The organism is Gordonia prachuapensis (assembly GCF_036350515.1).
In the GTDB taxonomy this organism is placed as follows: domain Bacteria; phylum Actinomycetota; class Actinomycetes; order Mycobacteriales; family Mycobacteriaceae; genus Gordonia; species Gordonia prachuapensis.
In genome coordinates, this window is record NZ_JAZDUE010000003.1 from 1 (window position 1) to 24625 (window position 24625).

22 protein-coding genes, 1 tRNA gene and 1 pseudogene are annotated in these 24625 nt (G+C 65.9%); 9 read left to right on the forward strand and 15 right to left on the reverse strand.

Annotated features, from left to right (window positions below; translation table 11 throughout):
- Nucleotides 1-211 (reverse strand): annotated as a pseudogene (locus V1Y59_RS04100) (aminoacyl-tRNA hydrolase); the annotation flags it as partial.
- A gap of 18 nt (nt 212-229) precedes the next feature.
- Nucleotides 230-865 carry a 50S ribosomal protein L25/general stress protein Ctc gene (locus V1Y59_RS04105; protein ID WP_330503583.1) on the reverse strand — a complete coding sequence of 212 codons (636 nt, stop codon included), beginning with the start codon at nt 863-865 and terminating at the stop codon, nt 230-232.
- Nucleotides 866-1146: 281 nt separating this feature from the next.
- Between V1Y59_RS04105 and V1Y59_RS04110 the strand changes: the two genes are divergently transcribed.
- Complete coding sequence (locus V1Y59_RS04110; protein ID WP_330503584.1) at nt 1147-1590, forward strand: limonene-1,2-epoxide hydrolase family protein; 444 nt, start codon at nt 1147-1149, stop codon at nt 1588-1590.
- A gap of 10 nt (nt 1591-1600) precedes the next feature.
- Here V1Y59_RS04110 and arsC read toward each other — a convergent pair whose 3' ends face one another.
- The 3 genes from arsC to glmU are packed head-to-tail and all read right to left on the reverse strand — an operon-like array spanning nt 1601 to nt 4488.
- The gene (gene arsC / locus V1Y59_RS04115; RefSeq protein WP_330503585.1) at nt 1601-1942 is read right to left on the reverse strand and encodes an arsenate reductase (glutaredoxin); all 342 of its coding nucleotides are present in this window, start codon (nt 1940-1942) and stop codon (nt 1601-1603) included.
- Between the two features lie 56 nt (nt 1943-1998).
- Entirely contained in the window at nt 1999-2976 is a 978-nt protein-coding gene (locus V1Y59_RS04120) for a ribose-phosphate diphosphokinase (protein ID WP_330430691.1), read from the reverse strand.
- A 30-nt stretch (nt 2977-3006) separates the two neighbouring features.
- The gene (gene glmU, locus V1Y59_RS04125; RefSeq protein WP_330503586.1) at nt 3007-4488 is read right to left on the reverse strand and encodes a bifunctional UDP-N-acetylglucosamine diphosphorylase/glucosamine-1-phosphate N-acetyltransferase GlmU; all 1482 of its coding nucleotides are present in this window, start codon (nt 4486-4488) and stop codon (nt 3007-3009) included.
- Between the two features lie 129 nt (nt 4489-4617).
- Between glmU and fabG the strand changes: the two genes are divergently transcribed.
- Nucleotides 4618-5373 (forward strand): 3-oxoacyl-ACP reductase FabG, encoded by a 756-nt coding sequence (gene fabG / locus V1Y59_RS04130; protein WP_330503587.1) that lies wholly within the window; start codon nt 4618-4620, stop codon nt 5371-5373.
- Between the two features lie 56 nt (nt 5374-5429).
- A tRNA-Gln gene (locus V1Y59_RS04135) sits at nt 5430-5501 on the forward strand.
- 85 nt (nt 5502-5586) lie between these two features.
- Here V1Y59_RS04135 and V1Y59_RS04140 read toward each other — a convergent pair.
- Genes V1Y59_RS04140 through V1Y59_RS04155 form a run of 4 tightly spaced genes read right to left on the reverse strand, consistent with a single transcriptional unit; the run spans nt 5587 to nt 10731 of the window.
- Nucleotides 5587-7248: an ABC transporter ATP-binding protein gene (locus V1Y59_RS04140; RefSeq protein ID WP_330503588.1), complete on the reverse strand. Its 1662-nt coding sequence runs from the start codon at nt 7246-7248 to the stop codon at nt 5587-5589.
- On the reverse strand, nt 7245-8183 hold the full coding sequence (locus V1Y59_RS04145; protein WP_330503589.1) for an ABC transporter permease: 939 nt from the start codon (nt 8181-8183) through the stop codon (nt 7245-7247). The genes V1Y59_RS04140 and V1Y59_RS04145 overlap by 4 nt, the downstream gene beginning before the upstream one ends.
- Nucleotides 8180-9139, reverse strand: a complete 960-nt coding sequence (locus V1Y59_RS04150; protein WP_330503590.1) for an ABC transporter permease — start codon at nt 9137-9139, stop codon at nt 8180-8182. The genes V1Y59_RS04145 and V1Y59_RS04150 overlap by 4 nt, the downstream gene beginning before the upstream one ends.
- Before the next feature lie 2 nt (nt 9140-9141).
- A complete protein-coding gene (locus tag V1Y59_RS04155; protein WP_330503591.1) occupies nt 9142-10731 on the reverse strand; it encodes an ABC transporter substrate-binding protein in 1590 nt (529 codons plus the stop codon).
- 241 nt (nt 10732-10972) lie between these two features.
- Between V1Y59_RS04155 and V1Y59_RS04160 the strand changes: the two genes are divergently transcribed.
- The 4 genes from V1Y59_RS04160 (at nt 10973) to V1Y59_RS04175 (ending at nt 17708) form a co-directional block, all read left to right on the forward strand.
- Nucleotides 10973-13348, forward strand: a complete 2376-nt coding sequence (locus tag V1Y59_RS04160; protein WP_330503592.1) for an arylsulfatase — start codon at nt 10973-10975, stop codon at nt 13346-13348.
- 101 nt (nt 13349-13449) lie between these two features.
- Nucleotides 13450-14433, forward strand: a complete 984-nt coding sequence (locus V1Y59_RS04165; protein WP_330503593.1) for a TauD/TfdA dioxygenase family protein — start codon at nt 13450-13452, stop codon at nt 14431-14433.
- A gap of 302 nt (nt 14434-14735) precedes the next feature.
- Nucleotides 14736-16015 (forward strand): IS3 family transposase gene (locus V1Y59_RS04170; protein WP_330503594.1). Its coding sequence is split into 2 segments (ribosomal slippage): nt 14736-15021 and nt 15021-16015, totalling 1281 coding nucleotides; the frame shifts between segments, so codons are not numbered across the junction.
- A gap of 413 nt (nt 16016-16428) precedes the next feature.
- Nucleotides 16429-17708 (forward strand): IS3 family transposase gene (locus V1Y59_RS04175; RefSeq protein ID WP_330503594.1). Its coding sequence is split into 2 segments (ribosomal slippage): nt 16429-16714 and nt 16714-17708, totalling 1281 coding nucleotides; the frame shifts between segments, so codons are not numbered across the junction.
- A gap of 444 nt (nt 17709-18152) precedes the next feature.
- Here V1Y59_RS04175 and V1Y59_RS04180 read toward each other — a convergent pair.
- The 5 genes from V1Y59_RS04180 to V1Y59_RS04200 form a co-directional block, all read right to left on the reverse strand.
- A complete protein-coding gene (locus tag V1Y59_RS04180) occupies nt 18153-19127 on the reverse strand; it encodes a glycine betaine ABC transporter substrate-binding protein (protein ID WP_330503595.1) in 975 nt (324 codons plus the stop codon).
- A gap of 14 nt (nt 19128-19141) precedes the next feature.
- Complete coding sequence (locus V1Y59_RS04185; protein WP_330503596.1) at nt 19142-19879, reverse strand: ABC transporter permease; 738 nt, start codon at nt 19877-19879, stop codon at nt 19142-19144.
- A complete protein-coding gene (locus V1Y59_RS04190; RefSeq protein ID WP_330503597.1) occupies nt 19876-21147 on the reverse strand; it encodes an ATP-binding cassette domain-containing protein in 1272 nt (423 codons plus the stop codon). Before V1Y59_RS04190 ends, V1Y59_RS04185 begins: the two co-directional genes overlap by 4 nt.
- Entirely contained in the window at nt 21144-21788 is a 645-nt protein-coding gene (locus V1Y59_RS04195) for an ABC transporter permease (protein WP_330503853.1), read from the reverse strand. Before V1Y59_RS04195 ends, V1Y59_RS04190 begins: the two co-directional genes overlap by 4 nt.
- Before the next feature lie 234 nt (nt 21789-22022).
- A complete protein-coding gene (locus V1Y59_RS04200) occupies nt 22023-22436 on the reverse strand; it encodes a nuclear transport factor 2 family protein (RefSeq protein WP_330503598.1) in 414 nt (137 codons plus the stop codon).
- 46 nt (nt 22437-22482) lie between these two features.
- Here V1Y59_RS04200 and V1Y59_RS04205 point away from each other — a divergent pair, with 46 nt between their 5' ends.
- Nucleotides 22483-23184: a TetR/AcrR family transcriptional regulator gene (locus tag V1Y59_RS04205; RefSeq protein ID WP_330430676.1), complete on the forward strand. Its 702-nt coding sequence runs from the start codon at nt 22483-22485 to the stop codon at nt 23182-23184.
- Between the two features lie 9 nt (nt 23185-23193).
- On the opposite strand, the gene V1Y59_RS04210 is transcribed toward V1Y59_RS04205, so the two are convergent.
- Entirely contained in the window at nt 23194-23988 is a 795-nt protein-coding gene (locus V1Y59_RS04210; protein ID WP_330503599.1) for a dioxygenase family protein, read from the reverse strand.
- An 86-nt stretch (nt 23989-24074) separates the two neighbouring features.
- Here V1Y59_RS04210 and V1Y59_RS04215 point away from each other — a divergent pair, with 86 nt between their 5' ends.
- Nucleotides 24075-24587: a GNAT family N-acetyltransferase gene (locus tag V1Y59_RS04215; protein ID WP_330503600.1), complete on the forward strand. Its 513-nt coding sequence runs from the start codon at nt 24075-24077 to the stop codon at nt 24585-24587.
- Nucleotides 24588-24625: the final 38 nt, after the last annotated feature.

Below are 24625 nucleotides of genomic sequence, written 5' to 3' on the forward strand. Positions count from 1 at the left end.
ACCCGAAGTCGATGTCGAGTTCGTCGTGCAGGACGATCAGGTCCTCGGGGCCCACGGAGTAGAACTTGGCGAGCGGTCCGATCTGACGGCCGGACTCATTCATGTAGCAGCGCGGCTTGGCGACGAGGCCATCGGCGACCATCGCGCCGATGTTGTGCCTCGTCTTCTCGTACTTCGGACCCGGGTTACCCAGTCCGACAATCAATTTCACTGGTCGTGTGACCCGTGTTCACTCGGCCGATTCGTCGGTGGCTTCTTCTTCGGCGCCCGGGGTCTCGGCACCGGCCTCCTCGGCCTCTTCCTCGAGCTCGGAGGTGGTCGGGGCCTCGTTGATCGCGACGATCAGGGTGTCCGGATCGCTGATCAGGGTGACACCCTCGGGCAGGGCCAGATCCGAGGCGTGCACGGCGTTGCCGGCCTCCACGCCCTCGACGTCGACGGTGATCTGCTCCGGGATCGACAGCGCGTCGGCCTCGATCTCGACGGTGCTGGCGTCCTGGGTGACCAGGGTGCCGGGTGCGGCCTCGCCCTCGACGACGACGTAGACCTCGACGGTGACTTTCTCGCCGCGGCGGATGACGAGCAGGTCGGCGTGCTCGATGTAGTTGCGGATCGGGTGGACGTCGACCTGCTTGGTCAGCGCGAGCTGGCTGGAGCCGTCGATGTCGAGATCGATGACGGCGTTGACGCCGTTGGCGCGCAGGATGGCGGCGAACTCGAGGGCCGGCAGGTTGAGGTGCTGCGGGTCGGTGCCGTGGCCGTACAGGACGGCGGGAACCTTGCCCTCGCGACGGGCGCGGCGGGCAGCGCCCTTGCCCTTCTCGGTGCGGGTGGTGACAGACAGCTTCGCGGTCTGGTTGGCCATTGATCTTCTCCTCTTCGGGCGGTTCGAGCTGAACCGCGGTGGTTCTCATCGGTCACGTCGAAGGCGGCAACCGTGAACCACAGCGCAGGAGAACCCTGCGGAGGAGTCCGCGATGGTCGCGCCGATTACGGTGACTTCTCACCCTCGCCGTGACAACGATGGTCAGGATAGCCCACGGCCTGGGCCGATGTCACATCGCCGCTGGTCGGTGTTCGGGCGGTGGCAACGGCCGCGTTCTCTCGGGCCAATCCGTGAGCCACCGTCACGGCATACTGTCGGACATGACCTCACAGACACCCACAGGGATCGTCACCCGGCTGCTCGACGGGTTCGCGCGCGACGACGTGTCCGGTGCGCTCGAGTCCATCTCCGACGGCATCGAGTACACGAACGTGTCGATGCCGACCGTTCACGGGAAACGGGCGGTGGCCAAGATCTTTCGGCGTGTGGAGAAGGCCTCCTGGATGGGCTTCAACTACCGGATGATCAACGTCGCCGAGGAAGGTTCGGTGGTGCTGACCGAACGCATCGACGAACTACGCCTGGGCCCGATCGTGCTGCAGTTCTGGGTGTGCGGCCGGTTCGAGGTCCGCGACGCGCAGATCGTGGTATGGCGCGACTATTTCGACTACTTCGACATGGCAAAGGGCCTCGCCAAGGGCGTGGCGGCCCTCATCGTGCCGCGTCTGGTGACCCCGTTGCCGGGTCCTGCCGTCACGACCTAGACGGCGCGGGTCAGAGGATCTCGTCGAGTTTGTCCAGCGGGCGACCGAGACGTGTTCCCTTGGGCGTCACCACGAATGGACGTTCGACGAGAACGGGATTGGCGACCATCGCGTCGAGGATCTCCTCCTCGCCGGCCGAGGCGAGATCGAGCTCCTTGTAGAGGGCCTCTCGTTTGCGAGCCGCCTGTGCAGCGGTCAGGCCGGCGTCGGCGAACAGTCGGGTCAGTTGCTCGCGGGTGTAGGGCTGATCGAGGTATTTGACGACCGTCGGGTCGATTCCGGCATCGCGCAGCTTCTCCAGTGCTTTGCGCGAGGTCGAGCACCGGGGGTTGTGATAGATCGTCGCGTCCACGTCTGACACCCTACCGTCTCCGCGCAGGGCCGGGAGAGCGACTCATCCACGAAATGCTAAGCGCTGCCGTTGAACAGGCTCGTCACCGAGCCGTTCTCGAACACCTCACGGATCGTCTGTGCCAGCAGCGGCGCGATGGACAGGACGGTCAGATTCTCGAAGCGCTTCTCCATCGGGATGGGCAGGGTGTCGGTCGCGATGACCTCCTTGGCTCCGCAGCTCGCCAGCCGCTCGGCGGCCGGGTCGGAGAACACTCCGTGTGTGGTCGCGATGATGACGTCGCCGGCCCCCGCGTCCTTGAGGACCTTGACCGCTCCGGCGATGGTCCCGCCGGTGTCGATCATGTCGTCGATCAGCACACAGGTACGGCCCTCGACCTCACCGACCACACGATTGGACTTGACCTGATTCGGGACCAGCGGGTCGCGGGTCTTGTGGATGAACGCCAGCGGCGCACCGGCGAGCGCATCCGCCCACTTCTCCGCGACGCGCACACGACCGGAGTCGGGCGAGACCACGGTGACGTTGTCGGTGCCGTAGCTGTCGCGGACGTACTCGGCGAGCTGGCCGAGGGCATGCATGTGGTCGACCGGACCGTCGAAGAAGCCCTGGATCTGATCGGTGTGCAGGTCGACGGTGATGATCCGGTCGGCGCCCGCGGCCTTGAGCAGATCGGCGATCAGGCGCGCGGAGATGGGCTCACGGCCACGATGCTTCTTGTCCTGGCGCGCATAGGGATAGAAGGGAAGGATCACGCTGATCCGCTTGGCCGATCCACGCTTGAGCGTGTCGATCATGATCAGTGCCTCCATCACCCACTGGTTGAGCGGGAACGGGCAGCTCTGCAGGACGAACGCGTCGGAACCGCGAACCGACTCCTCGAAGCGGACGAAGATCTCGCCATTGGCGAAGTCCCGCGCGGTCTGCGGGGTCACCTTGATGCCGAGTTCATCGGCGACAGCCTGTGCCAGGTCGGGATGGGCGCGGCCTGAGAACAGCATCAAGTTCTTCTGGTTGTCCGTGGTCCAGGTCATGAAAACTCTTCTGCTAGAGGTGTGCTGCGGTCAGGCGCCGTGCTGCGGGCCTGCCGGGCGGTCGGTCTGTTGGGCATCGAGCGCGGCGCGGGCCGACTCGCTGTCCGGGCGCTTGCGCACCACCCAGTTCTCGATATTCCGTTGTTCTCCTGCCGACACCGCGAGCGCACCGGCCGGGACGTCGTCCCGCAAAACCGTACCCGCTCCGGTGTAGGCGCCGTCCCCGACCTGCACAGGTGCGACAAACATGTTGTCAGAACCGGTGCGGCAATGGGACCCGATCACAGTACGGTGTTTCGTCACGCCGTCATAATTGACGAAGACGCTCGATGCGCCGATGTTGGAGTGCTCGCCGATCGTGGCGTCGCCGACGTACGTGAGGTGCGGGATCTTCGAGCCCGCACCGATGTCGGCTTTCTTCGTCTCCACGAACGTGCCGATCTTGCCGCCCACGCCGAGATGGGTGCCGGGCCGCAGATAGGCGAATGGTCCGACGGTGGCGTTCGCGCCGATCTCGGACTCGCTTCCGTGGGTGCGGATCACCGAAGCGCCGGACCCGACGGTGACGTCACGAAGGGTTGTGTCGGGCCCGATGACCGCGTCGTCGCCGATGTCGGTGGCGCCCTGCAATTGCGTGCCCGGCTCGATCCGGACGTCGACACCCAGGGTCACGTCGACGTCGATCCACGTGCTGGTCGGATCGACGACGGTCACGCCCGCGAGTTGATGCCGGCGGATGATGCGCCGGTTGAGTTCGGCGGCGAGATCGGCGAGTTGGGCGCGGTCGTTACAGCCGGCGACGAGCATCGGGTCGTCGACGGTCAGCGCGTGGATCGAGAGGTCGGCGTCGCGGGCGATCTCGATCACGTCGGTCAGGTAGTACTCACCCTGCGCGTTGTCGGTGGACAGGTGCATGAGTGCCGCGCGGAGGAAGAGGGCGTCGAACGCGTACACCCCGGCGTTGACCTCGGTGATCGCGCGCTGCCGGTCGGTGGCGTCCTTGTGCTCGACGATGGCCTGCACCATTGAATCGTTGGTGCGGATGATCCGCCCGTACCCGGTGGGGTCGGGCGCGCGGAAACTGGTCAGAGTGACCGCGGCGCCGCCGTGGGAGTTGTGGGCGGTGACCAGTGCGTCGAGGGTGGCGCTGTCGAGAAGCGGCAGGTCGGCGGCCATCACCACGATGGTGCCGGCGAAATCGTCGGGCACAGCCGACAGGCCTGCGCGGGCCGCATGGCCGGTGCCGTGCGGCTGATCCTGGATGGCGATCGCGATCTCGCGGTCGAGGTCGTCGGCGATGTCGGCGATCGCGGCGCTCACGCGTTCCCGCTCGTGCCCGACCACGGCGATGAGGTCGGTCGGATCGATGCCCGCAGCACCGTGCAGGGCGTGGCCGACCAACGGTCGCCCGGCGATGCCGTGGAGGATCTTGGGGGTCTTCGACTTCATCCGGGTTCCCGCACCTGCGGCGAGGACGATCACTGCGGTGGGGGGCGTGGACGGCTCCGTCATGTGGCCCGATAGTACGCAGTCGATCCGCCGGCGAGGCCTGCGCCCGTCACGCGATACCGAGCAATTGTTCGGGCCTGATAGAAACAGAGACGACCAGACCTGTCCCAGACCAACGGAGGTACACACCCGATGAGCACTCAGAAAGTCGCGATCGTCACCGGAGCCGCACGCGGTATCGGCGCCGGAGTCGCCAAGCGTTTGGCGTCCGACGGCATGGCTGTCGCCGTTCTGGACCTGAACGAGGACTCCTGCGCCGACACCGTCAAGGCCATCACCGATGCCGGCGGCAAGGCGATCGCCATCGGAGCCGACGTGTCCAGCGAGGAGTCGGTGGCAGCCGCGGTCGCCAAGGTGGTCGACGAACTCGGCGCACCGACGGTGCTGGTGAACAACGCCGGCATCATCCGCGACAACATGCTCTTCAAGATGACCGTCGACGACTGGGACGCGGTCATGGGTGTGCATCTGCGTGGCGCCTTCAACATGAGCAAGGCCTGCCAGAAGCACATGGTCGACGCCGGCTGGGGCCGCATCGTCAACCTGTCGAGCACCTCGGCGCTGGGCAACCGCGGCCAGGCAAACTACTCGGCAGCCAAGGCCGGCATGCAGGGCTTCACCAAGACCCTCGCGATCGAGCTGGGCAAGTTCGGCGTCACCGCCAACGCCATCGCCCCCGGCTTCATCGCCACCGAGATGACCGCCGCGACCGCCGAGCGCATGAAGGTGTCGTTCGACGACTTCAAGGCCGCCGCCGCCAAGGAGATCCCGGTGAACCGTGTCGGCGAGCCGGAGGACATCGCGCATCTCGCGTCGTTCTTCGCCAGCGAGGGCGCCGGCTTCATCTCCGGCCAGGTGGTCTACGCTGCCGGCGGTCCGAAGGACTGATCTGGTTCCGGCCAGAACTGCGCAGCGACGCTGTGGCACAATCGTCTGCGCAGTATTCCCCCATGGTGTAATCGGCAACACTTCTGATTTTGGTTCAGGCATTCCAGGTTCGAGTCCTGGTGGGGGAGCAAACGTCCGGTGCGCTCGCGTCCCACCTGGTCCCTGTGACGCCCCTCGCAAGCTCGGGGCTCCTCAGGGTTCGGTGGTGGAGACTCAGACCTCGGCGACCGCATGCCTCCTCCGCTGCACCACCGGATCCGGATAGGGCACAGCCTCGACCAGCGCTCGCGTGTAGGCATCGGTCGGCGTGGTGAGAACCGTGCGGGCATCACCGGTCTCGACGACCCGGCCACCCCGCAGCACCACCACACGGTCGGCGACCCGTTCGACGACGGCGAGATCGTGACTGATGAAGATCGCCGCGAAGCCGAACTCCTCCTGCAGGTCGGCGAAGAGGTCGAGCACCCGCGCCTGCACCGACACGTCGAGGGCACTGGTCGGTTCGTCGGCGATCAGCAGTTCCGGGTCCGCCGAGAGCGCACGGGCAAGTGCCACCCGCTGGCGTTGACCGCCGGACAGTTCGTGCGGCAACCGGTCGGCGAACGGGCGGGGGAGGGCCACTGCGGACAGGAGATCGGCAACCCGCGCGTCGCGCTCGGTGCGCGTACCGATGTCCTGGATCTCGAGTGGTTCCCGAATGGACTCGGCGACGGTGAATCGCGGATCGAGGGACGCGCTCGGGTCCTGCGGGACGAAGGCGAGCTTGCGGCGGATCGCCCTCAGCTGCCCGCGCGGGAGCGTTGCGATAGTGTCGCCGTCGATCAGGATACGGCCGGCGCGGGCGGGAACGAGGCCGCCGATCGCGCGGCCGAGTGTGGTCTTGCCCGAACCGGATTCACCGACCACGCCCACCACCTCGCCGCGGCGGACGGTGAACGAGACGTCGTCGAGGGCGGTCCGTGGTGCGGCGCCGAACCGTCCGGGGTGAGTGACCGTGATGTTCTCGACGGCGAGGACAGGTCGGTCGTCGGTGCCTGCCGGCACGGAGCCGTCGGATACCGCACCGTCGAGACCGTCATGCAGCCGCGGTACCGCGGCGAGTAGCTGCCGGGTGTACGGCTGGGTCGGATGCGCGAAGATCTCGTGCACGTCACCGCTTTCCACGACCTCACCCAGCTGGACCACCACCACACGGTCGGCGATGTCGGCGACGACACCGAGATTGTGTGTGATCAGCAGGATTCCGGCGCTGGTGCGATCCCGCAACCGGCGGAGCAACCCCAGGATCTCCTGCTGCACCGACACGTCGAGCGCCGTGGTCGGCTCGTCGGCGAGCAGCAACACGGGATTGTTCGCCAATGCCAGCGCGATCACCACCCGTTGCTTCTGCCCGCCGGAGAGCTGATGGGGGTACTGATCGACTCGGACATCGGGTTCGTCGATCTCGACCAGGGTCAGCAACTCGACGGCGCGTCGGCGTGCTTGGGACCGCGACACCCGGCGGTGCGCGCGAAGGGCTTGGCGCAGCTGCCATCCCACGGTCTGCGACGGGTTCAGTGCGGTCTGCGGTTCCTGGAAGACCATCGCGACCCGGTCGCCTCGCAACGATCGCAGTTGGGCTTCGGAGGCGTCGAGCACCTCGACCCCGTCCACGCGCACCGATCCGGACGCGTGCGCGGCGGTCGGCAGCAGCCCGATGGCCGCCTGTGCGGTGATCGTCTTGCCGGAACCGGATTCGCCCACCAGTGCCAGGATCTCACCGCGATCGACGTGCAGACTGATGCCCGACACGGCCGGTCGGGGGTAGTCGAAACGGACACGCAGGTCATCGACGGCGAGTGCCGGCGGACGCGGGTGTGTGTTGTCGGTGGTCATCGGCGAAGCCTCCGGTCATGGGAAATGGATTGTGCGATGAGGTAGAAGCCCAGCACCAGGATCGACACGGCGATCAGCGGTCCGAGCGAGAACCACGGATTGGTCTCCAGGTAGCCGTTGCCCCCAGCCAGGATCGAACCCAACGAGGGGGCAGGTGCGACCACGCCGATACCGAGATAGCTGAGCGCGCCCTCGATGAAGACCGCCAGTGACAGCGACAGCGCGAATTGCACCGACAGCGCCTCCAGCGAGTGCGGAAGCACATGGCGCAGCAGGATGCGCGACGTCGTCGCGCCGCTCACCCGGGCGGCCTCGACGTAGGGGAGTTCCCGCACACGCAGCACCGAGGTGCGGGTGAGCCGGCCGAAGATCGGGATCTCGGCGAGGGCGATGACGACACCCACGGTCACCGCGCCCGGGCCGAGGATCGCGGTGAGCGTGATACCGAGGATGAGTGCGGGGAACGCGAGGATCACGTCGAACACGCGTTGAGCGATGACGTCGGAGGCGGGGTGGGTGACGGTGGCCAGGCCGGCGACCACGCCGAGCGCGGCGCCGATGGGGACCGCGAGGAAGATGATCAGCAGGTCGATACGGATACCGTAGAGGACCCGGGTCGCGATGTCCCGGTTGACGTCATCGGTGCCGAACCAGTGATCGAGGCTCGGCTGCAGGAGATAGGCGCCGTCGATCTGCTGATCGGGTGCATACGGGGTGAACAGGGGACCGATTGTCCCGCAGAGGATCACGGTGATCACGAGGATGCTGCCGACCAATCCGGTGCCGTGCAGCAGGCTGCGCCACAACGGTGTCCGGGGATGACGAGCCTCCCGGTCGCCGGGGCTCTCCGGCAGCAGGCCGGGAACGAGGTCCGGGTCCTCGGCGTTCGGCCCGGCCGCCACCGTGGTGGTTGTGCTGCTCTGATCTGTGGTCATCGGTCACCTGCCAGTCGGATTCGGGGGTCGAGCCAGGCGTGGACGATGTCGGCGAGGAGTTGAATGATGACGAACACCGCGACCGACAACAGGATCAGGACCTGGACAAGGGGATAGTCACGCGCGAAGATGCCTTCCTCGGTCAGTAGGCCCAGACCGGGCCAGCCGAAGATGGATTCCACCAGGACAGCGCCACCGAGCAGCGCGCCGACGGTGATGCCGAGGGCAGTCAGTGTGGGCGGGAGCGCATTTCGTAGCGCGTGCTTGAGGACGATGTCGGTGCGCGATGCACCGAGGGCTCGGGCGGTGAGCACATACGGCTGCTGCAACTCGGTCCGGAGCGACTCGGTGAGGAACCGCGCCAGCATGGCGCCGGCGGGTAGCCCCAGGGTGAGTGCAGGCAGGATGAGGTACTGCGTACTGATCTGCAATGACTCGGTGAATCCGTTCGGCGGTATCCCACCGGCGGGCAACAAGCGCAGCCGCACACCGAAGACGAGGATGAGCACGGTGCCGACCACAAAGGTGGGCAGCGCGATTGCGGCCGCGTTGACAACCGTGAGCAGGCCCGCGACGAAGCGGTTGTCGAACAGCACCGCGGTCAGTGCGAGTGCCAGGGCGAGCAGAATCGCGATGATCAACGCCGCCACGGTCAGGATCAGCGTGTTGATGAGGCCGAACCCGATGAGGTCGGCGATGCTGCCGCCGACCTGGTAACTCGTACCGAGGTCGAGTGCCAGGATGTCGCCGACCCATGCCAGGTACTGGGTGATGAACGCCTGGTCGAGTCCGAGGTCGTGGCGGATCGCCGCCAGTTCGGCGGCAGTCGCGTCTGGGCCTGCGAGGGCGGCTTCGGGTCCGCCGGGTATCAGCCGCAGGACGGCGAAGATGAGGATTGAGGCGACCGCGAGCACGACGATAGCCGTGGGGATGCGGCGCAGAAGGTATCCGGTCATCGCTATTGCTTTCCTTCCGAGGCGAGATAGGTTCCGGCGAAGTGCAATTGGTTGCGACGGTCCCAGTCGATGTTTCCGACCGACGGCGCGGTGGCCACCTGGCGCAGCACCACGCCGATCTCCACGAGAAATAGATCACGCAGCCACGCCTCGTCGAGTTCGCGGTAGGCGGCGAGCGCCTCCGGAGAGGAACTGTCGCGGACGGTCCACGCCGCCTCGGCCGCAGCGGAATACGCCGGATTCGAGTAGTTCGACGAGTTCTTGGCCGCGTTGAACGGGTAGGCGGACACGGCCAGGGTTGACGGGGTGAACTGCGCGAAGGCGTGTTGCAGGAGCCAGAGACCCTCGAACTTCCCGCCGATCAGCTTCGACGACTGTTGGGTCCGGTCGTTGGGCACCAGGCGAACCTCGATACCGACATCGCCGAGGTTCGACTGGACGATCTCGGCGATCACCCGGTCATTGCCTTGCGTCGAATAGTCCAGTGTCAGTGGGGGGATCGGACCGGTCTCGGTGATCAGCGCACGCGCCTTGTCGAGATCTCGGGTGTAGGTGGTGTTCGCCTCCGGGCGATACGCCGGGGACCACTCGGGCCACGGCAGGTTGACCGTGTAGCCGCTGCCGCGGAAGACGTCGTTGATGATGCGGGGCCGATCGATGGCATACGCGATCGCCCGTCGCACACGGACATCGGAGAGTGCCGGGTTGGTGACGTTGATCCCGACATACTCCTGTGACTCGGCGCCGGTCAGGGTGAGCCCGGTGAATCCGTAGCGTTGGGTCACCAGCTGCTGATCGTGGTAGCTGAGACCGTCGGCGACGTCGATCTGCCCGGTGCGGAGTCGGGTGAACAGCGACTGGTCGTCGCGGACCACCACAAACGTCACCGATTCGAGCGCAGGCGCGCCACCCCAATAGTGCTCGTTGCGGACCAGCCGGACCGTGGAATTGGGCTGCCACGAATCGAACCGGAACGGCCCGGTGCCGTTGAACGCGGTGCCGGCCTTCAGCTCCGGCAGAGTGTTCTGGTCGATGACGGGTGCCGAGTCGAGCAGGTCGAAGATGTTGCTCAGCGGGTGGGCGAAGTGCAGGATCACCCGGTGCGGATCGGATGTGTCGAATCGGGTGATCGCCGCGGCGGTGCGCTTGAACTGCGGTGTCCAGGGGCCGCTCAGGTACGCCTTGATGGAGTTCTCCACATCCGACGACACGAACGGTCGGCCGTCGTGGAAGGTGACGTCGGTGCGGAGATCGAGTGCGAGGGATCGGCCGTCGGGCGCGAGTTGCCACGCGGTCGCCAACGACGGTTCGACGGTCAGCGAGTCGCGGGCATATCGGATGAGTGTGTCAAAGGAGTTGGCCACCACCTGGCCGTTCATCGAACCGGTCCCGATCTGCAGGAACGCCTTCGGCGACAGGTCTCCGAGCACGCCGACCCGCAGGTCGCCGCCGCGGGGTGTGGGGCCTCCGGGTGCGGCGGGCGCGGTCGAGTTCTGCTGCTGCGAGACTGCGGACTCGCAGCCGACGGCGGCCAGCGCCAGCAGGATGGCGACGATGACCGCGGCGGCGCGGGCACCTCGATGTCGGGGCATGGTGATCACATCTCTGTCGGGTCGAGGTGATCGGCGACGAGGCCGACCACGCGTGAACCGTGCACCGATCCGAATCGAAAACGTGTGCACGGGCGAAGAATCGACGTCCAGTATGGCGATCGACGGCCTCCGTCGCGTCGTTGGATTTCGCTCGGATCGAACCCTTGACAGGTCGTGAACCTTCGCCGAACGTGCTCGATGCGCGGGCGTGAGACCCGACGAGATGCACAGGAGGCATTCGATGACGCAGACGGATACAACGCGGACGGATACAACGCAGACGGATACAAGGGACCTGCCGGCCGATGCGCGCGGATACGACGACTTCGGCGGAGTGGTCGGCCGCACGAGTTCGGTGTCGGAGCCATGGTGGCCCGACGAGCAGGCCGCGCCGGCGGGTGCACCGAACATCGTCGTCATCCTCGTCGACGACATGGGCTATTCCGACATCTCGCCGTTCGGTGCGGAGATCGACACACCGAACATCGACCGGTTGGCGCGCAACGGGTTCCGGCTGTCCAACTATCACACGACCCCGGTGTGCTCACCGGCACGCGCGGCGCTGCTGACCGGGCTCAACCCGCACCGCGCGGGCTACGGCAGCGTCGCGAACTCGGATCCGGGTTTTCCTGGACTGCGGCTCGAACTCGCCGACGACGTGCTGACGCTGCCGGAGATCCTGCGAGCCGGCGGCTACGCCACCTACGCTGTCGGTAAGTGGCATCTGGTGCGGGATGCGAACATGGGCCCGGGACGCGATCGGAGCTCGTGGCCGGTGCAGCGCGGCTTCGACAGCTACTACGGCTCCCTCGAGGGGCTCAACTCGTTCTTCTACCCGAATCAGCTGATCGCCGACAACACCGTCGTCGACGTCGCCGAGTACCCCGACGATTACTACGTCACCGACGACCTGACCGACCGTGCGATATCTCAGATCACCGCGCTGCGTGCGCAGGAGCCGACCAAACCGTTCTTCCTCTACTTCGCGCACATCGCGATGCACGGACCGCACCAGGTGAAGGAGTCCGATCTCGCGAAGTATCGCGGTCGCTACGGCCAGGGCTGGGATGAGGTCCGGCGGCAACGATTCCAGCGGCAGATCGAGGACGGGCTGTTCGACCCCGACACCCCGATGGCGGAACGCAACACCGAGCCCGGGTTCGACGCGCCGCTGTGGGATGACCTCGACCCGGCCGAGCAGGAGCGCTTCGCGCGCTACCAGGAGGTGTACGCAGCGATGGTGGTCAGCGTCGACCAGAGCGTCGGGCGGGTGATCGACACCCTCGAACAACTCGGCGAACTCGACAACACCATCATCGTGTTCACCTCGGACAACGGCGGTACCGCGGAAGGCGGTCCGGCGGGCACCCGTTCCTACTTCAGCCAGTTCGTGCACGGACCGGTGCCGCCCGACTGGGAACGCGACGTCCCGCATGACGAGAATCTGATCGGCTCGGCAGCGCTCGGCGTGCACTACCCGCGCGGCTGGGGACAGGCCTCCAACACCCCGTTCCGCTTCTACAAGGGCCAGACCTTTGCCGGGGGCGTGCGGGTGCCGTTCGTCGTCTCATGGCCGAAAGGGTTGCCCCGCACGGCCGACGACACCGGCGTGCGCCGACAGTTCTCCTACGTCACCGATCTCGTGCCCACCCTGCTGGAACTCGCCGGGGTGGACACGCCCGCGCAACGTCACGGCCGCCCGGCCCAGCAGCGCGACGGAGTGAGCATCGTCGACGTGTTGCGCGACCGCGACGCCCCGACGCTGCACACCGAGCAATACGCGGAGTTCGGCGGACACCGTGGGTTCTACCGGGACGGGTGGAAACTGGTCTCACTGCACCGGGATCCGGCAACCGTCGATGATCCGGTGTGGGAACTGTACAACGTGGTCACGGACCCGGCCGAGACCACCGATCTCGCCGCCCGACATCCCGACAAGGTTGCCGAGCTGGCCGCCGCGTGGGATGCCGCGGCCTGGCACAACACGGTCTTCCCGCTGTACGACCGTTCCGCCGATCAGATCCGTCGTCGGCCCGCGGAGGCGCGGTTGAGTGATGCCGTCCGCATCGTCGCGGGCACACCGACGCTGGAACGCTATCGCTCGAGCCGCTTGATCGCCTACCGCGACTTCGTGGTGGAGGCCGAGTTCGAGGACTGGACGTCCGCCGACGAAGGGGTGATCGTCGCGCACGGCGACCAGCAGGGCGGCTACCTGTGGTACGTGGAATCGGGTGTGGTTCACCTGGTGTACAACGCCTACGGACGTATTCGTCGGGAGTCCGGGCCGCTGCCGGACGGTACGACCGCGCTGCACCTGCGCGCCTCTGCGACACCGTCGGTGCGCTGGAACCTGACCGTCGAGGCGGTGAGTGACGGCGAGGCGTCGACGATCGTGAAGCTCGACGACCAGGTGCAGCTGGTCGGTATGGCGCCCTGGACGGGTATCTCGGTGGGACTCGACGCACGCGGTCCGGTCGATCCCGAACTGCGCAGCCGTCGTGGCGTTTTCCGATTCGGACCGGCGCTGCGGGCCGTCACGTATCGCCCGGGTCCAGTGCGGGTGGGTGCGGATGTGCGGCGGGGTCTCGACGAGGCGGCCGAACAGTCGGCGGACTGATGGGTGTTGCGATCAGCATGATTGTTACCTCGCACTGTCGGCGTGATCGGTGCTGAGATGAAAGACGTTGACACAAAACAATTCACGAGAGGTTTCTAGGAATGACGCTGGCTCAGATCGACGACCGCACGGAACGTGAGCGCGCGGCGCAGCAGGTGTACGCCGACGGGGGCATCACCGTCGAGAAGCTGGGAGAGCACATCGGTGCTCGGATCGGGCAGGTGAGGCTCGGTGGTGATCTCGCGACCGAGCAGGTCGAGGCGATTCGGCTCGCCCTGGCGGTCAACAAGGCCGTCGTGTTCGAGGGGCAACATCACCTCGACGACGCGGGGCAGTACGCGTTCGCGGGTCTGCTCGGCGAGCAGACCGCGCCCCATCCGACTGTCACGTCGCGGGGGACGCAGTTGCTGACCATCGAGGGTGCCGCCAACAGCTGGCATTCCGATGTCACCTTTGTCGACCGCATCCCCAAGGCGTCGATCCTGCGGGCGGTCACCCTGCCGTCCTACGGTGGTGCGACGACCTGGGCCTCGACGGTCGCCGCCTACGAGCAGCTGCCGAAGCCGCTGCGAGCGTTGGCCGAAGAGCTCTGGGCCACGCATACCAATCTGTACGACTACGTCAATCAGTCCGAGCCGTCGGGTGGCGTCGACATCAGTCGGAAGAGCGAACACTACAAGGAGTTCACCAGCGCCGAGTATCAGACGTTGCACCCGGTGGTGCGTGTGCATCCGGAGACCGGTGAACGCAGCCTGCTGCTCGGGCACTTCGCCAAGGAGTTCCGCGGCCTCAAGTCCGCCGAGTTCGGACAGCTGTACCAGCTGCTTCAGAATCGCATCACCAAGTTGGAGAACACCTTCCGGTGGAACTGGCAGCTGGGTGACGTGGTGATCTGGGACAACCGCGCCACTCAGCACTACGGCATCTCCGACTACGGCAATCAGAAGCGCGAACTCCACCGGATCACCCTCGCCGGTGACGTCCCGGTGGACATCCGAGGCCAGCGGAGCCAGGTGCTGCAGGGCGACGCCTCGCACTACTCCGGGATCGAACAGCCCGCGCGGCTGTCGGTGTTCGCGGCCTGACCGATATTTCGTGCGACGGTGGGCGTTCCGTTCGGGACGCCCACCTTTGCTATGTCTGTGGCCGGGTCGGGTGGGGGATACCTAATGCCTGGTCGCTGAGGAGGTTCGGAGTCTGGCGGGCTCGTGAGCCTGGTCCCTGAGGAGGTTTGGAGCGCTAGCGGAGGACCGTCACGAAGGGCCCCTTCGTGACGCCCCTCGCAGGCTCGGGGCTCCTCAGGGGTCGGGGGTCCTGACGCCCCTCGGGTACTTAATGATCCGTCCCGGTGTTTCCGGAGGTTCGTCTCAAAGGGAGAATGAAACCTATGGCAGCGGGATCGAAGAGGTACTCGGCTGAGCTGAAACGCGACGCGGTGGACATGGTCGGGCAGTTGGTGGCCCAGGGGTCTACCGAATGGGCGGCGATGGGCAAGACCGCGGATTTGCTCGGGGTGGGCTCGGCGGAGACGGTTCGCCAGTGGGTTCGCAAGGCGCCTGTTGCAGGTGATGGGGATGCTGTGGCGGCGAAGGCCGACAGCGAGGAGGTTCGCCGGCTTAAGCAGGAGGTGGCCGAGCTCAAACGGGCTAATGGGATCCTGAAAGCGGCATCGGCTTTCTTCGCGGCCGAAATCGACCGGCCACACCGGTAATCGTGGATTTCATCCGCACCCACCAGGGGCATCGGGTGGGTGCGGATGGTCTTGTCTGGGGTGTCGATTCGATGTGTACCGTGCTCTCTGAGCATGGGTGGCGCATCGCCCCGTCCACGTACTACGACCATGTCAACCGCGGCCCGAGCACCCGTATGCTGCGCGACGCGCATGTCATCGACGCGATCTATTCGCTGCGCAAGCAGCAACCGCTGACGCAGGTCCTGGGTTCACGTAAGACCTGGATAGTGTTGCGTGGCAGAGGTATAGACGTTGCTCGATGCACTGTAGAGCGGGTCATGCGGGAGATGGGATGGCGCGGCGCGACCAAGAAGAAGCGGGTACGCACCACCGTGCCCGACTCGGGTGCGCATCGGCCGGCGGACCTGGTCGACCGGCAGTTCTGTGCCGCGGCACCCAACCGGTTGTGGGTGGCTGATTTCACCTACTGTCGCACCGGATCAGGTTGGGCGTATACGGCATTCGTGATCGACGTGTTTGCCCGCAAGATTGTTGGCTGGAAGGTGGCCACGGAGATGACGGTGAACCTGGTGACAGATGCGATCAACAATGCCATCGATAACAGGAAGCGTTGCGGTGTAGTCGATTTGACGAAACTGGTGCACCACAGCGATGCGGGAGCGCAATATACCGCTATCGTGTTCGGGCAGCGGCTGGCCGAAGAAGGTATCGCGGCCTCGATTGGCAGCGTTGGGGATAGCTACGACAATGCCCTGGCCGAATCGGTGAACGCCGACTACAAGAACGAACTCGTCGACAACCAGCCGCGGTTCCACGGAGCCACCGAGCTGTCACTGGGCACCGCGCAATGGGTGGCGTTCTACAACCGGGAACGACCGCACAGCTACTGCGACGACCTCACCCCCGACCAGGCCGAGCAACTCCACTACCATCACCTCCGCACCCTCAATCCGGAGGAGGCACTCACAACCTGAGCTCTCCGGAAACGCCGGGATGGATCATAATGCCTGGTCGCTGAGGAGGTTCGGAGTCTGGCGGGCTCGTGAGCCTGGTCCCTGAGGAGGTTTGGAGCGCTAGCGGAGGACCGTCACGAAGGGCCCCTTCGTGACGCCCCTCGCAGGCTCGGGGCTCCTCAGGGGTCGGGGGTCCTGACGCCCCTCGGGTACTTAATGCCTGGTCGCTGAGGAGGTTCGGAGTCTGGCGGGCTCGTGAGCCTGGTCCCTGAGGAGGTTTGGAGCGCTAGCGGAGGACCGTCACGAAGGGCCCCTTCGTGACGCCCCTCGCAGGCTCGGGGCTCCTCAGGGGTCGGGGGTCCTGACGCCCCTCGGGTACTTAATGATCCGTCCCGGTGTTTCCGGAGGTTCGTCTCAAAGGGAGAATGAAACCTATGGCAGCGGGATCGAAGAGGTACTCGGCTGAGCTGAAACGCGACGCGGTGGACATGGTCGGGCAGTTGGTGGCCCAGGGGTCTACCGAATGGGCGGCGATGGGCAAGACCGCGGATTTGCTCGGGGTGGGCTCGGCGGAGACGGTTCGCCAGTGGGTTCGCAAGGCGCCTGTTGCAGGTGATGGGGATGCTGTGGCGGCGAAGGCCGACAGCGAGGAGGTTCGCCGGCTTAAGCAGGAGGTGGCCGAGCTCAAACGGGCTAATGGGATCCTGAAAGCGGCATCGGCTTTCTTCGCGGCCGAAATCGACCGGCCACACCGGTAATCGTGGATTTCATCCGCACCCACCAGGGGCATCGGGTGGGTGCGGATGGTCTTGTCTGGGGTGTCGATTCGATGTGTACCGTGCTCTCTGAGCATGGGTGGCGCATCGCCCCGTCCACGTACTACGACCATGTCAACCGCGGCCCGAGCACCCGTATGCTGCGCGACGCGCATGTCATCGACGCGATCTATTCGCTGCGCAAGCAGCAACCGCTGACGCAGGTCCTGGGTTCACGTAAGACCTGGATAGTGTTGCGTGGCAGAGGTATAGACGTTGCTCGATGCACTGTAGAGCGGGTCATGCGGGAGATGGGATGGCGCGGCGCGACCAAGAAGAAGCGGGTACGCACCACCGTGCCCGACTCGGGTGCGCATCGGCCGGCGGACCTGGTCGACCGGCAGTTCTGTGCCGCGGCACCCAACCGGTTGTGGGTGGCTGATTTCACCTACTGTCGCACCGGATCAGGTTGGGCGTATACGGCATTCGTGATCGACGTGTTTGCCCGCAAGATTGTTGGCTGGAAGGTGGCCACGGAGATGACGGTGAACCTGGTGACAGATGCGATCAACAATGCCATCGATAACAGGAAGCGTTGCGGTGTAGTCGATTTGACGAAACTGGTGCACCACAGCGATGCGGGAGCGCAATATACCGCTATCGTGTTCGGGCAGCGGCTGGCCGAAGAAGGTATCGCGGCCTCGATTGGCAGCGTTGGGGATAGCTACGACAATGCCCTGGCCGAATCGGTGAACGCCGACTACAAGAACGAACTCGTCGACAACCAGCCGCGGTTCCACGGAGCCACCGAGCTGTCACTGGGCACCGCGCAATGGGTGGCGTTCTACAACCGGGAACGACCGCACAGCTACTGCGACGACCTCACCCCCGACCAGGCCGAGCAACTCCACTACCATCACCTCCGCACCCTCAATCCGGAGGAGGCACTCACAACCTGAGCTCTCCGGAAACGCCGGGATGGATCATAATGCCTGGTCGCTGAGGAGGTTCGGAGTCTGGCGGGCTCGTGAGCCTGGTCCCTGAGGAGGTTCGGAGCGCTAGCGGAGGACCGTCACGAAGGGCCCCTTCGTGACGCCCCTCGCAGGCTCGGGGCTCCTCAGGGGTCGGGGGTCCTGACGCCCCTCGGGTACTTAATGCCTGGTCGCTGAGGAGGTTCGGAGTCTGGCGGGCTCGTGAGCCTGGTCCCTGAGGAGGTTCGGAGCGCTAGCGGAGAGCCGTCACGAAGGGCCCCTTCGTGACACCCCTCGCAGGCTCGGGGCTCCTCAGGGGTCGGGGGTCGTGACGCCCCTCGCAGGCTCGGGGCTCCTCAGGGGTCGGGGGTCGTGACGCCCCTCGCAGGCTCGGGGCTCCTCAGGGGTCGGGTGGTGACGTCAGTCGCAACCTCAGGTCACCAGGCCTTCACGGACGAGCCAGTCGTACGCGACATCCGAGGGGTCCTCGCCGTCGATGTCGACCAGACCATTGAGATCCTGCATCACCGAGTCATCAAGCCGTTCCGACACGGTCTCCATCAGCGGAGCGATCTCCGGATGTGCATCCAGGGTGTCCTTGCGCACCACGACGGTGCCGCTGTAGGGCAGGAAGAAGTTCCGATCGTCCTCGAGGACAGCGAGATTCAGGTTCTTGATGCGGCCGTCGGTGGTGTAGACCATCCCGAAGTTGCACGGCGAGCTGTTCGCGGTGGAGGTGTAGACCACCCCGGAGTCCATCTGGGTGACATTGCCGGTCGGGACGCCGTTCGGGGTGTTGTAGGGCATGTCGTAGGTCTCCAGCATCGGCAGGAATCCGTCTGGCCGGCTGAAGAACTCGTCGTTGATGCAGAACGTCCGATCCGCCACCGGAAGCCGCGTGATGTCGGACATGGTTCGCACGCCCAGCCGTTCGGCCGTCGGGGTCGACGCCGCGAACGCGTAGGTGTTGTTGAAGTCGGCAGGCGGTAGCCACACCAGGTCGTTCTCGGCGAGTTCGACGTCATACACCTGCTGCCACAACTGCTGTGGGTCCGCGATCACGTCGGTCCGGCCGAGATAGGTGACCCAGGCGGTACCGGTGTACTCCCACGCGAGATCGGCTTCTCCGTTGAGCATCGCCTGCCGCGACGATGCGGAACCCGGTGCATTGGTCATGTCGTCGATGTCGGCGCCGGCAGCCGCGAGGTAGGTCGCGGCGATCTTGCCCAGCAGAACGCTCTCGGTGAAGTTCTTCGATGTCACCGTGATCCGGGGGCCGTCGAGTGGGGTGTCGCCGTCGGGGAGGGACGCTTCACGGAACGTCCCGGACGAGCTCACCAGTCCGCACGCGGCCAGCGTCACGACGGCCAGCACGAGTACGACGAGACTGCGGGCGGTTCGGGTCATGTGTCGTCGGGCGGTCATGCGAGCCCCCTGGGGGTGGCGGCCAGTTCGACCAGTCGGCCCAGCCAGTCGATGGTCAGCGCGAGCAGTCCCACCAGGACGGCGCCGGAGATCAGCAGCTTCGGCAGGAACAGGGTGACGCCGGTGGTGATCAGGGTGCCGAGGCTGGTCGCGCCGATGAATGTGCTCAGGGTCGCGGTGCCGACGAGGATGACCAGCGCGGTACGCACACCGTTGAGGATCACCGGGACGGCCAGCGGCAGCTCCACCTGCACCAGCGTGCGCACACTCGACAATCCGATGCCGCGCGCGGCTTCGACGGTGCGTTGGTCGACCTGGCGCAGACCGACGATGGTGTTCTGCAGGATGGGCAGGACGGCGTACACGACCAGGCCGACGACGGCTGTGCGGAACCCGGTTCCCAGCCAGAACGTGAACAGGACGAGCAGACCGACGGCCGGTGCGGCCTGGCCGATGTTGGCGATGTTCACCGCGATCGGATTGAGCCACTTCATCGACGGCCGGGTCAGCACGATGCCGAGCGGAATGGCGATGGCCACGACGATGACGGTGGCCACCAGTGTCAGGGTGATGTGGTCGCCGATGGTGACCCGCAGGTTGTCCCAGGCGAGCGCTGCCTGCTCGACCTCGGTGAGGGTGGTGACCTGGTACCAGACGATGTAGCCGACCAGGAGTGCGACGATGATGAGTGGCTCGAACCACACATCCATCGGGAGTCGTCTCAGTCGTCTCATGCGTGCTCGCCGGGTTCGTCCTCGGCAGCGACGATGACCGGCATGTCGTCGGTGGCGCTGCCTTCGGGATGTTCGACGTAGCCGAGGTGCTCTTCGTCGGGTCGTGCCTCGGACAGCTGGGATCGGATGACCTCCATGACGGTCCCGATCGAGAGCGACCCGACGACGGCACCGCGGCCGTCGGTGACGAGCACACCGCCCTGGCTGGCCGCCAGCATCGAGTCGAGGGCGTCGTTGAGCGTCGAGGAGCGCGCCACCACCGGCAGCCGGCGATCGATGTAGTCGGAAACCTGTGGTTTGGCGGCCAACTCGTCCAGCGACGGCCAGGCGCGGGGATGGCCGTGTTCGTTCACCACCACCACCCAGGTGTGCCCGGCGGCGTGGGCCCGACCGAGGACTGTCTGGGTGTCCTCGCCGACCCGCGCGGTGGTCACGGGTTCGGCGTCCACGTCGCGCACCCGGGACAGCGTCAGATGCGCCAGGGTCGCACCGGATCCGATGAAATCCTCCACGAATGGCGACGCGGGATTGGCCAGGATGTCCTCGGGCGGCGCGTACTGTTCCACATGGCCGCCCTCGGACAGGATCAGGACCTTGTCGCCGAGTTTGGTGGCCTCTTCGAAGTCGTGGGTGACGACGACGATCGTCTTGCCGAGTTCGTGCTGGATGCCGATCAGACTGTCCTGGAGCCGGACCCGGGTGATCGGGTCGACCGCTCCGAACGGTTCATCCATCAACAGGATCGGCGGGTCGGCGGCCAATGCCCGGGCGACACCCACACGTTGTTGCTGTCCGCCGGACATGTCCTTCGGCAACCTGTCCGCGAACTCGGCGGCGTCGAGCCCGACGAGGTCGAGCAGATACTCGGTGCGTTCCGCGATGCGTTTGCGATCCCAGCCGAGTACGCGCGGGATGGCGCCGATGTTCCGGGACACCGACCAGTGCGGGAACAGGCCCCCGGACTGGATCACGTATCCGATGCCCTGACGCAGTTCGTCGCCGTTCTCGTGGGTCACGTCGCGGCCGTCGATGAGGATGCGACCCTCGGTGGGTTCGATCAGCCGGTTGATCATCTTCAGGGTGGTGGTCTTCCCGCAGCCCGACGGTCCGACGAAGGCGACAATGTCGCCGGCCTCGATCTCCAGATCCAGGCGGGCCACCGCCGGCCTGTCCTGCCCGCGGTAGCGCTTCATCACACCATCGAGGTGAATCGACGCCCCGGTGACCTTCCGGTCCGGATTGGTTGACGCGGTGGACGATTCGGTCATTGGAGTCCTTTGGAGATCGTGAGGCGGCCGAGCAGGACCAGCAGTCCGTCGAACACAAGGGCGATGATGACGATGAGAATCGTTCCGGTGAGCGCCATCTCGAGGGCGTTGGCGCCGCCGAGGCGGGAGAGTCCGCTGAAGATGAGTGATCCCAGTCCTGGACCGAGCACGTACGCGACGATCGCGGCGATGCCGATGATCATCTGCGTCGACACCCGTATGCCGGTGAGGATCACCGGCCAGGCGATCGGCAATTCGACCGAGAGCAGGATTCGCCAGCGAGGCAGCCCGATCCCCCGCGCCGATTCGATCACCGCGGGAGGTACCGAGCGCAATCCGACGATCGCGTTACCGATCACGGGCATCGTCGCGAAGAACGCGAGCATGATGAACGATGGCACCACGCCGAGTCCGAACGGCACGATGAGCAGCGCCAACAGGGCGAGTGAGGGAATGGTCAGGGCGACACGGCTGCTCGTCAGGGTCAACGAGGAGAAGAACGGCATCCGATACACCGCGGCCGCGACGACGACGGCGACGATGGTGCCGACCAGGACGGTCTGAAATGCCAGCGAGGCATGCTGATAGGTGAGGAATGTCAGGTTCGCCGCGTGGTCCTGCACGTAGTCCCACAATTGCACACCGAACCCCCTCGTCATCGGCCCCGACGCGACCGGCCGGTCGGACACCGTCTACTCGATCGGGGAACCGGACCGGTATTTCACCCTATCGCCGAAATCAAACGCTCAGGCGGTTTGTCGCGTTATGTGATCCGGAATCAGCGCGCCCGTTGTTCCGGCAAAGGCCGCCTGAACAGCGCTGATACCGACCAGGTAACGATTCGTCGAAAATGTCAACGATTGTGCCGGGAACGCTCAGATCTTCGCGTCGAAGCATTTCTCCAAGGTGCGCCGCGTTATTCGCCATCCGGCGTCGGTCAGCCGCCACTCGTCGGCGTACCAGAGTCCGAGCAGGAAGGTCGAGTCATCCGGGACCTGCATGGGATTGAGACACATGGTCCGGGTGGTCGCGGTGTCGCCGTCGACCCGGATGTCGTGATTACCGACGAGATGGCAGTACGCGGAGAAAGCCGGAAGCACCTGTGACAGCCAGTCCTTCACCGCGCCGACGTCGCCGGTGATCCCACCCATCGCGGTGTAGTCGATGACGGCGTCGGTGGCGAAGACCGAATCGAGGTCATCGAAGCGGGCGGAATCGACTGCGGTGCAGTAGTCGGTGATCACCTGCTCGATCTCGAGGCGGGCGGAGATCTCTTCGATGGTCAGCATGCCCATTGATTACCCCACCGGGGCGGTCCTCGTTAGGGTTATGGGTATGGCAGTGAGCCGCCCCACCGACAAATCCGAGGAGGTGCAACGAGCGCCCCGGGCCCGGATGACCGGCCCGCAGCGCCGTCTGCAGCTCATCGAGGTGGCCCGTGGCCTGTTCGCCGAGCGTGGGTTCGAGGGCACCTCCGTCGAGGAGATCGCTCAGCGCGCCGGGGTGTCCAAGCCCATCGTCTACGAGCATTTCGGTGGCAAGGAAGGCCTCTACGCAGTGGTCGTCGACCGCGAGATGGAGACCCTTCTCGAGATGGTCACGTCGTCGCTGTCCAAGAACCGGTCGCTCTACCGGATCCAGCAGGTCGCCCTCGCGTTGTTGACGTACATGGAGGAACGTACCGACGGCTTCCGCATCCTGGTCCGCGGCGACCGCACCGACAGCGCCGACACCACCACCTACTCGAGCCTGCTGAACGACGCGATCAGTCAGGTCGAACACATCCTGGCCGGCGACTTCGAGCGTCGGGGCTTCGACCCCGCGTTGGCGCCGCTCTACGCCCAGGCCCTGGTCGGGATGGTGTCGGTGACCGCGCAGTGGTGGCTCGACGTGCGAGAGCCATCCAAGGAGGTCGTCGCCGCGCACCTGGTGAACCTCTGCTGGAACGGTCTGACCCGTCTGGACCCCGCCCCCGAACTGGTCGGCCCCGAGTATGTGGAGGCACGCGACCGCACCACGGCGGACGAACAGGAGTGACGACGGGCCTCAGCCCATCACGACACTGCGCTTCGCGAGGCCCATCCAGAATCCGTCGATCGCCTGATCCGGGCGCTGCTCGACGTCGTCGCTGGCGCCGAGCGCGACGAACAGCGGTGCGAAGTGTTCGATCGTCGGATGCGCGTAGGGCATACCCGGTGCGCGGCTGCGGAAGTCGAGCAGTGCTTCGACGTCTCCCGCCGCGAACCGTTCGTGGGCCCAGGCATCGAACTCGGCCGACCATCCCGGTGGCGTGGCCTCGGGGCGTCGATCGGTGAGGTACGGAAGTCCATGGGTGGTGAAGCCGGAGCCGATGATCAGCACGCCTTCGTCGCGCAGGGGTGCGAGACGACGTCCGAGGTCCAGGAGCCGCTCGGGTTCCAGCGTGGGCAGCGAGATCTGCAGGACCGGGATGTCGGCCTCGGGATACATGACCGTCAGGGGCACGTAGGCGCCGTGATCGAGGCGTCGGTGGTGATCGACGGCAACCGGTTCGCCGTCGGGCATCATCGTCGCGATCCGCGCGGCGAGGTGGCCGGCGCCCGGCGACCAGTACGTCGTCCGATAAAAGCGGTCGGGGAATCCCCAGAAGTCGTAGGTGAGCGGGGTGCTCGGGTCGGTGGACCCGATGGTCAGCGGCGCCGCCTCCCAGTGCGCGGAGACCACGAGGATCGCGGTCGGACGGGTCAGGGCGCGCGACAACTCGGTCAGCTGGTCCACCCACCGGGCACTGTCGACCAGCGGCGGCGCGCCGTGGCTCAGGAACAGGGTCGGCGGACGCTGCGGATCCGCGGTGTCGGTCATGATCTGCTCAACCCGAGCCGTGGCGTGATTGATTCCCACATGTCCGACCGACCGGCTGGTCGCGCGGGTCCGGCATCATCGTCGTCATGGTCACCATTCGTCCTGCGCTCGCCGCAGACTGTGCGGCGATCGCCGACATCTATGGGTACTACGTCGACAACACGGTCGCGACATTCGACTACGAGGCTCCCTCCGTGGCGGCGTGGGAAGCCAAACTCTCGGCCATCGAGGCGGCCCGGCGGCCGTTCCTCGTCGCCGAGGAAACCGATGGCGCGCAGAGTTCCGGCGTGCTCGGGTTCGCGTACCTCGGGCCCTTCCGGGACAAGCGTGCCTATAAACGGACGGTCGAGGACACCATCTATCTCCGTCGTGACGCCGGTGGGCGCGGCATCGGCACGACGCTGCTCGCGGCCCTCGTCGACGCGGCAGATCCCCAGAACGTGCGGCAGATCATCGCGGTGATCGCGGCCACCGGCGGTGAGGCATCGATCGCGCTGCACCGCAAGAACGGATTCGCCGAGGTGGGTCGAACGCCGGCGGTGGGCTACAAGTTCGAGCAGTGGATCGATTGCGTGTACCTACAGCGGTCGGTCGGCTGATCAACAGCGCATTCGGTCGATGGCGGCGCCGTCGTTAG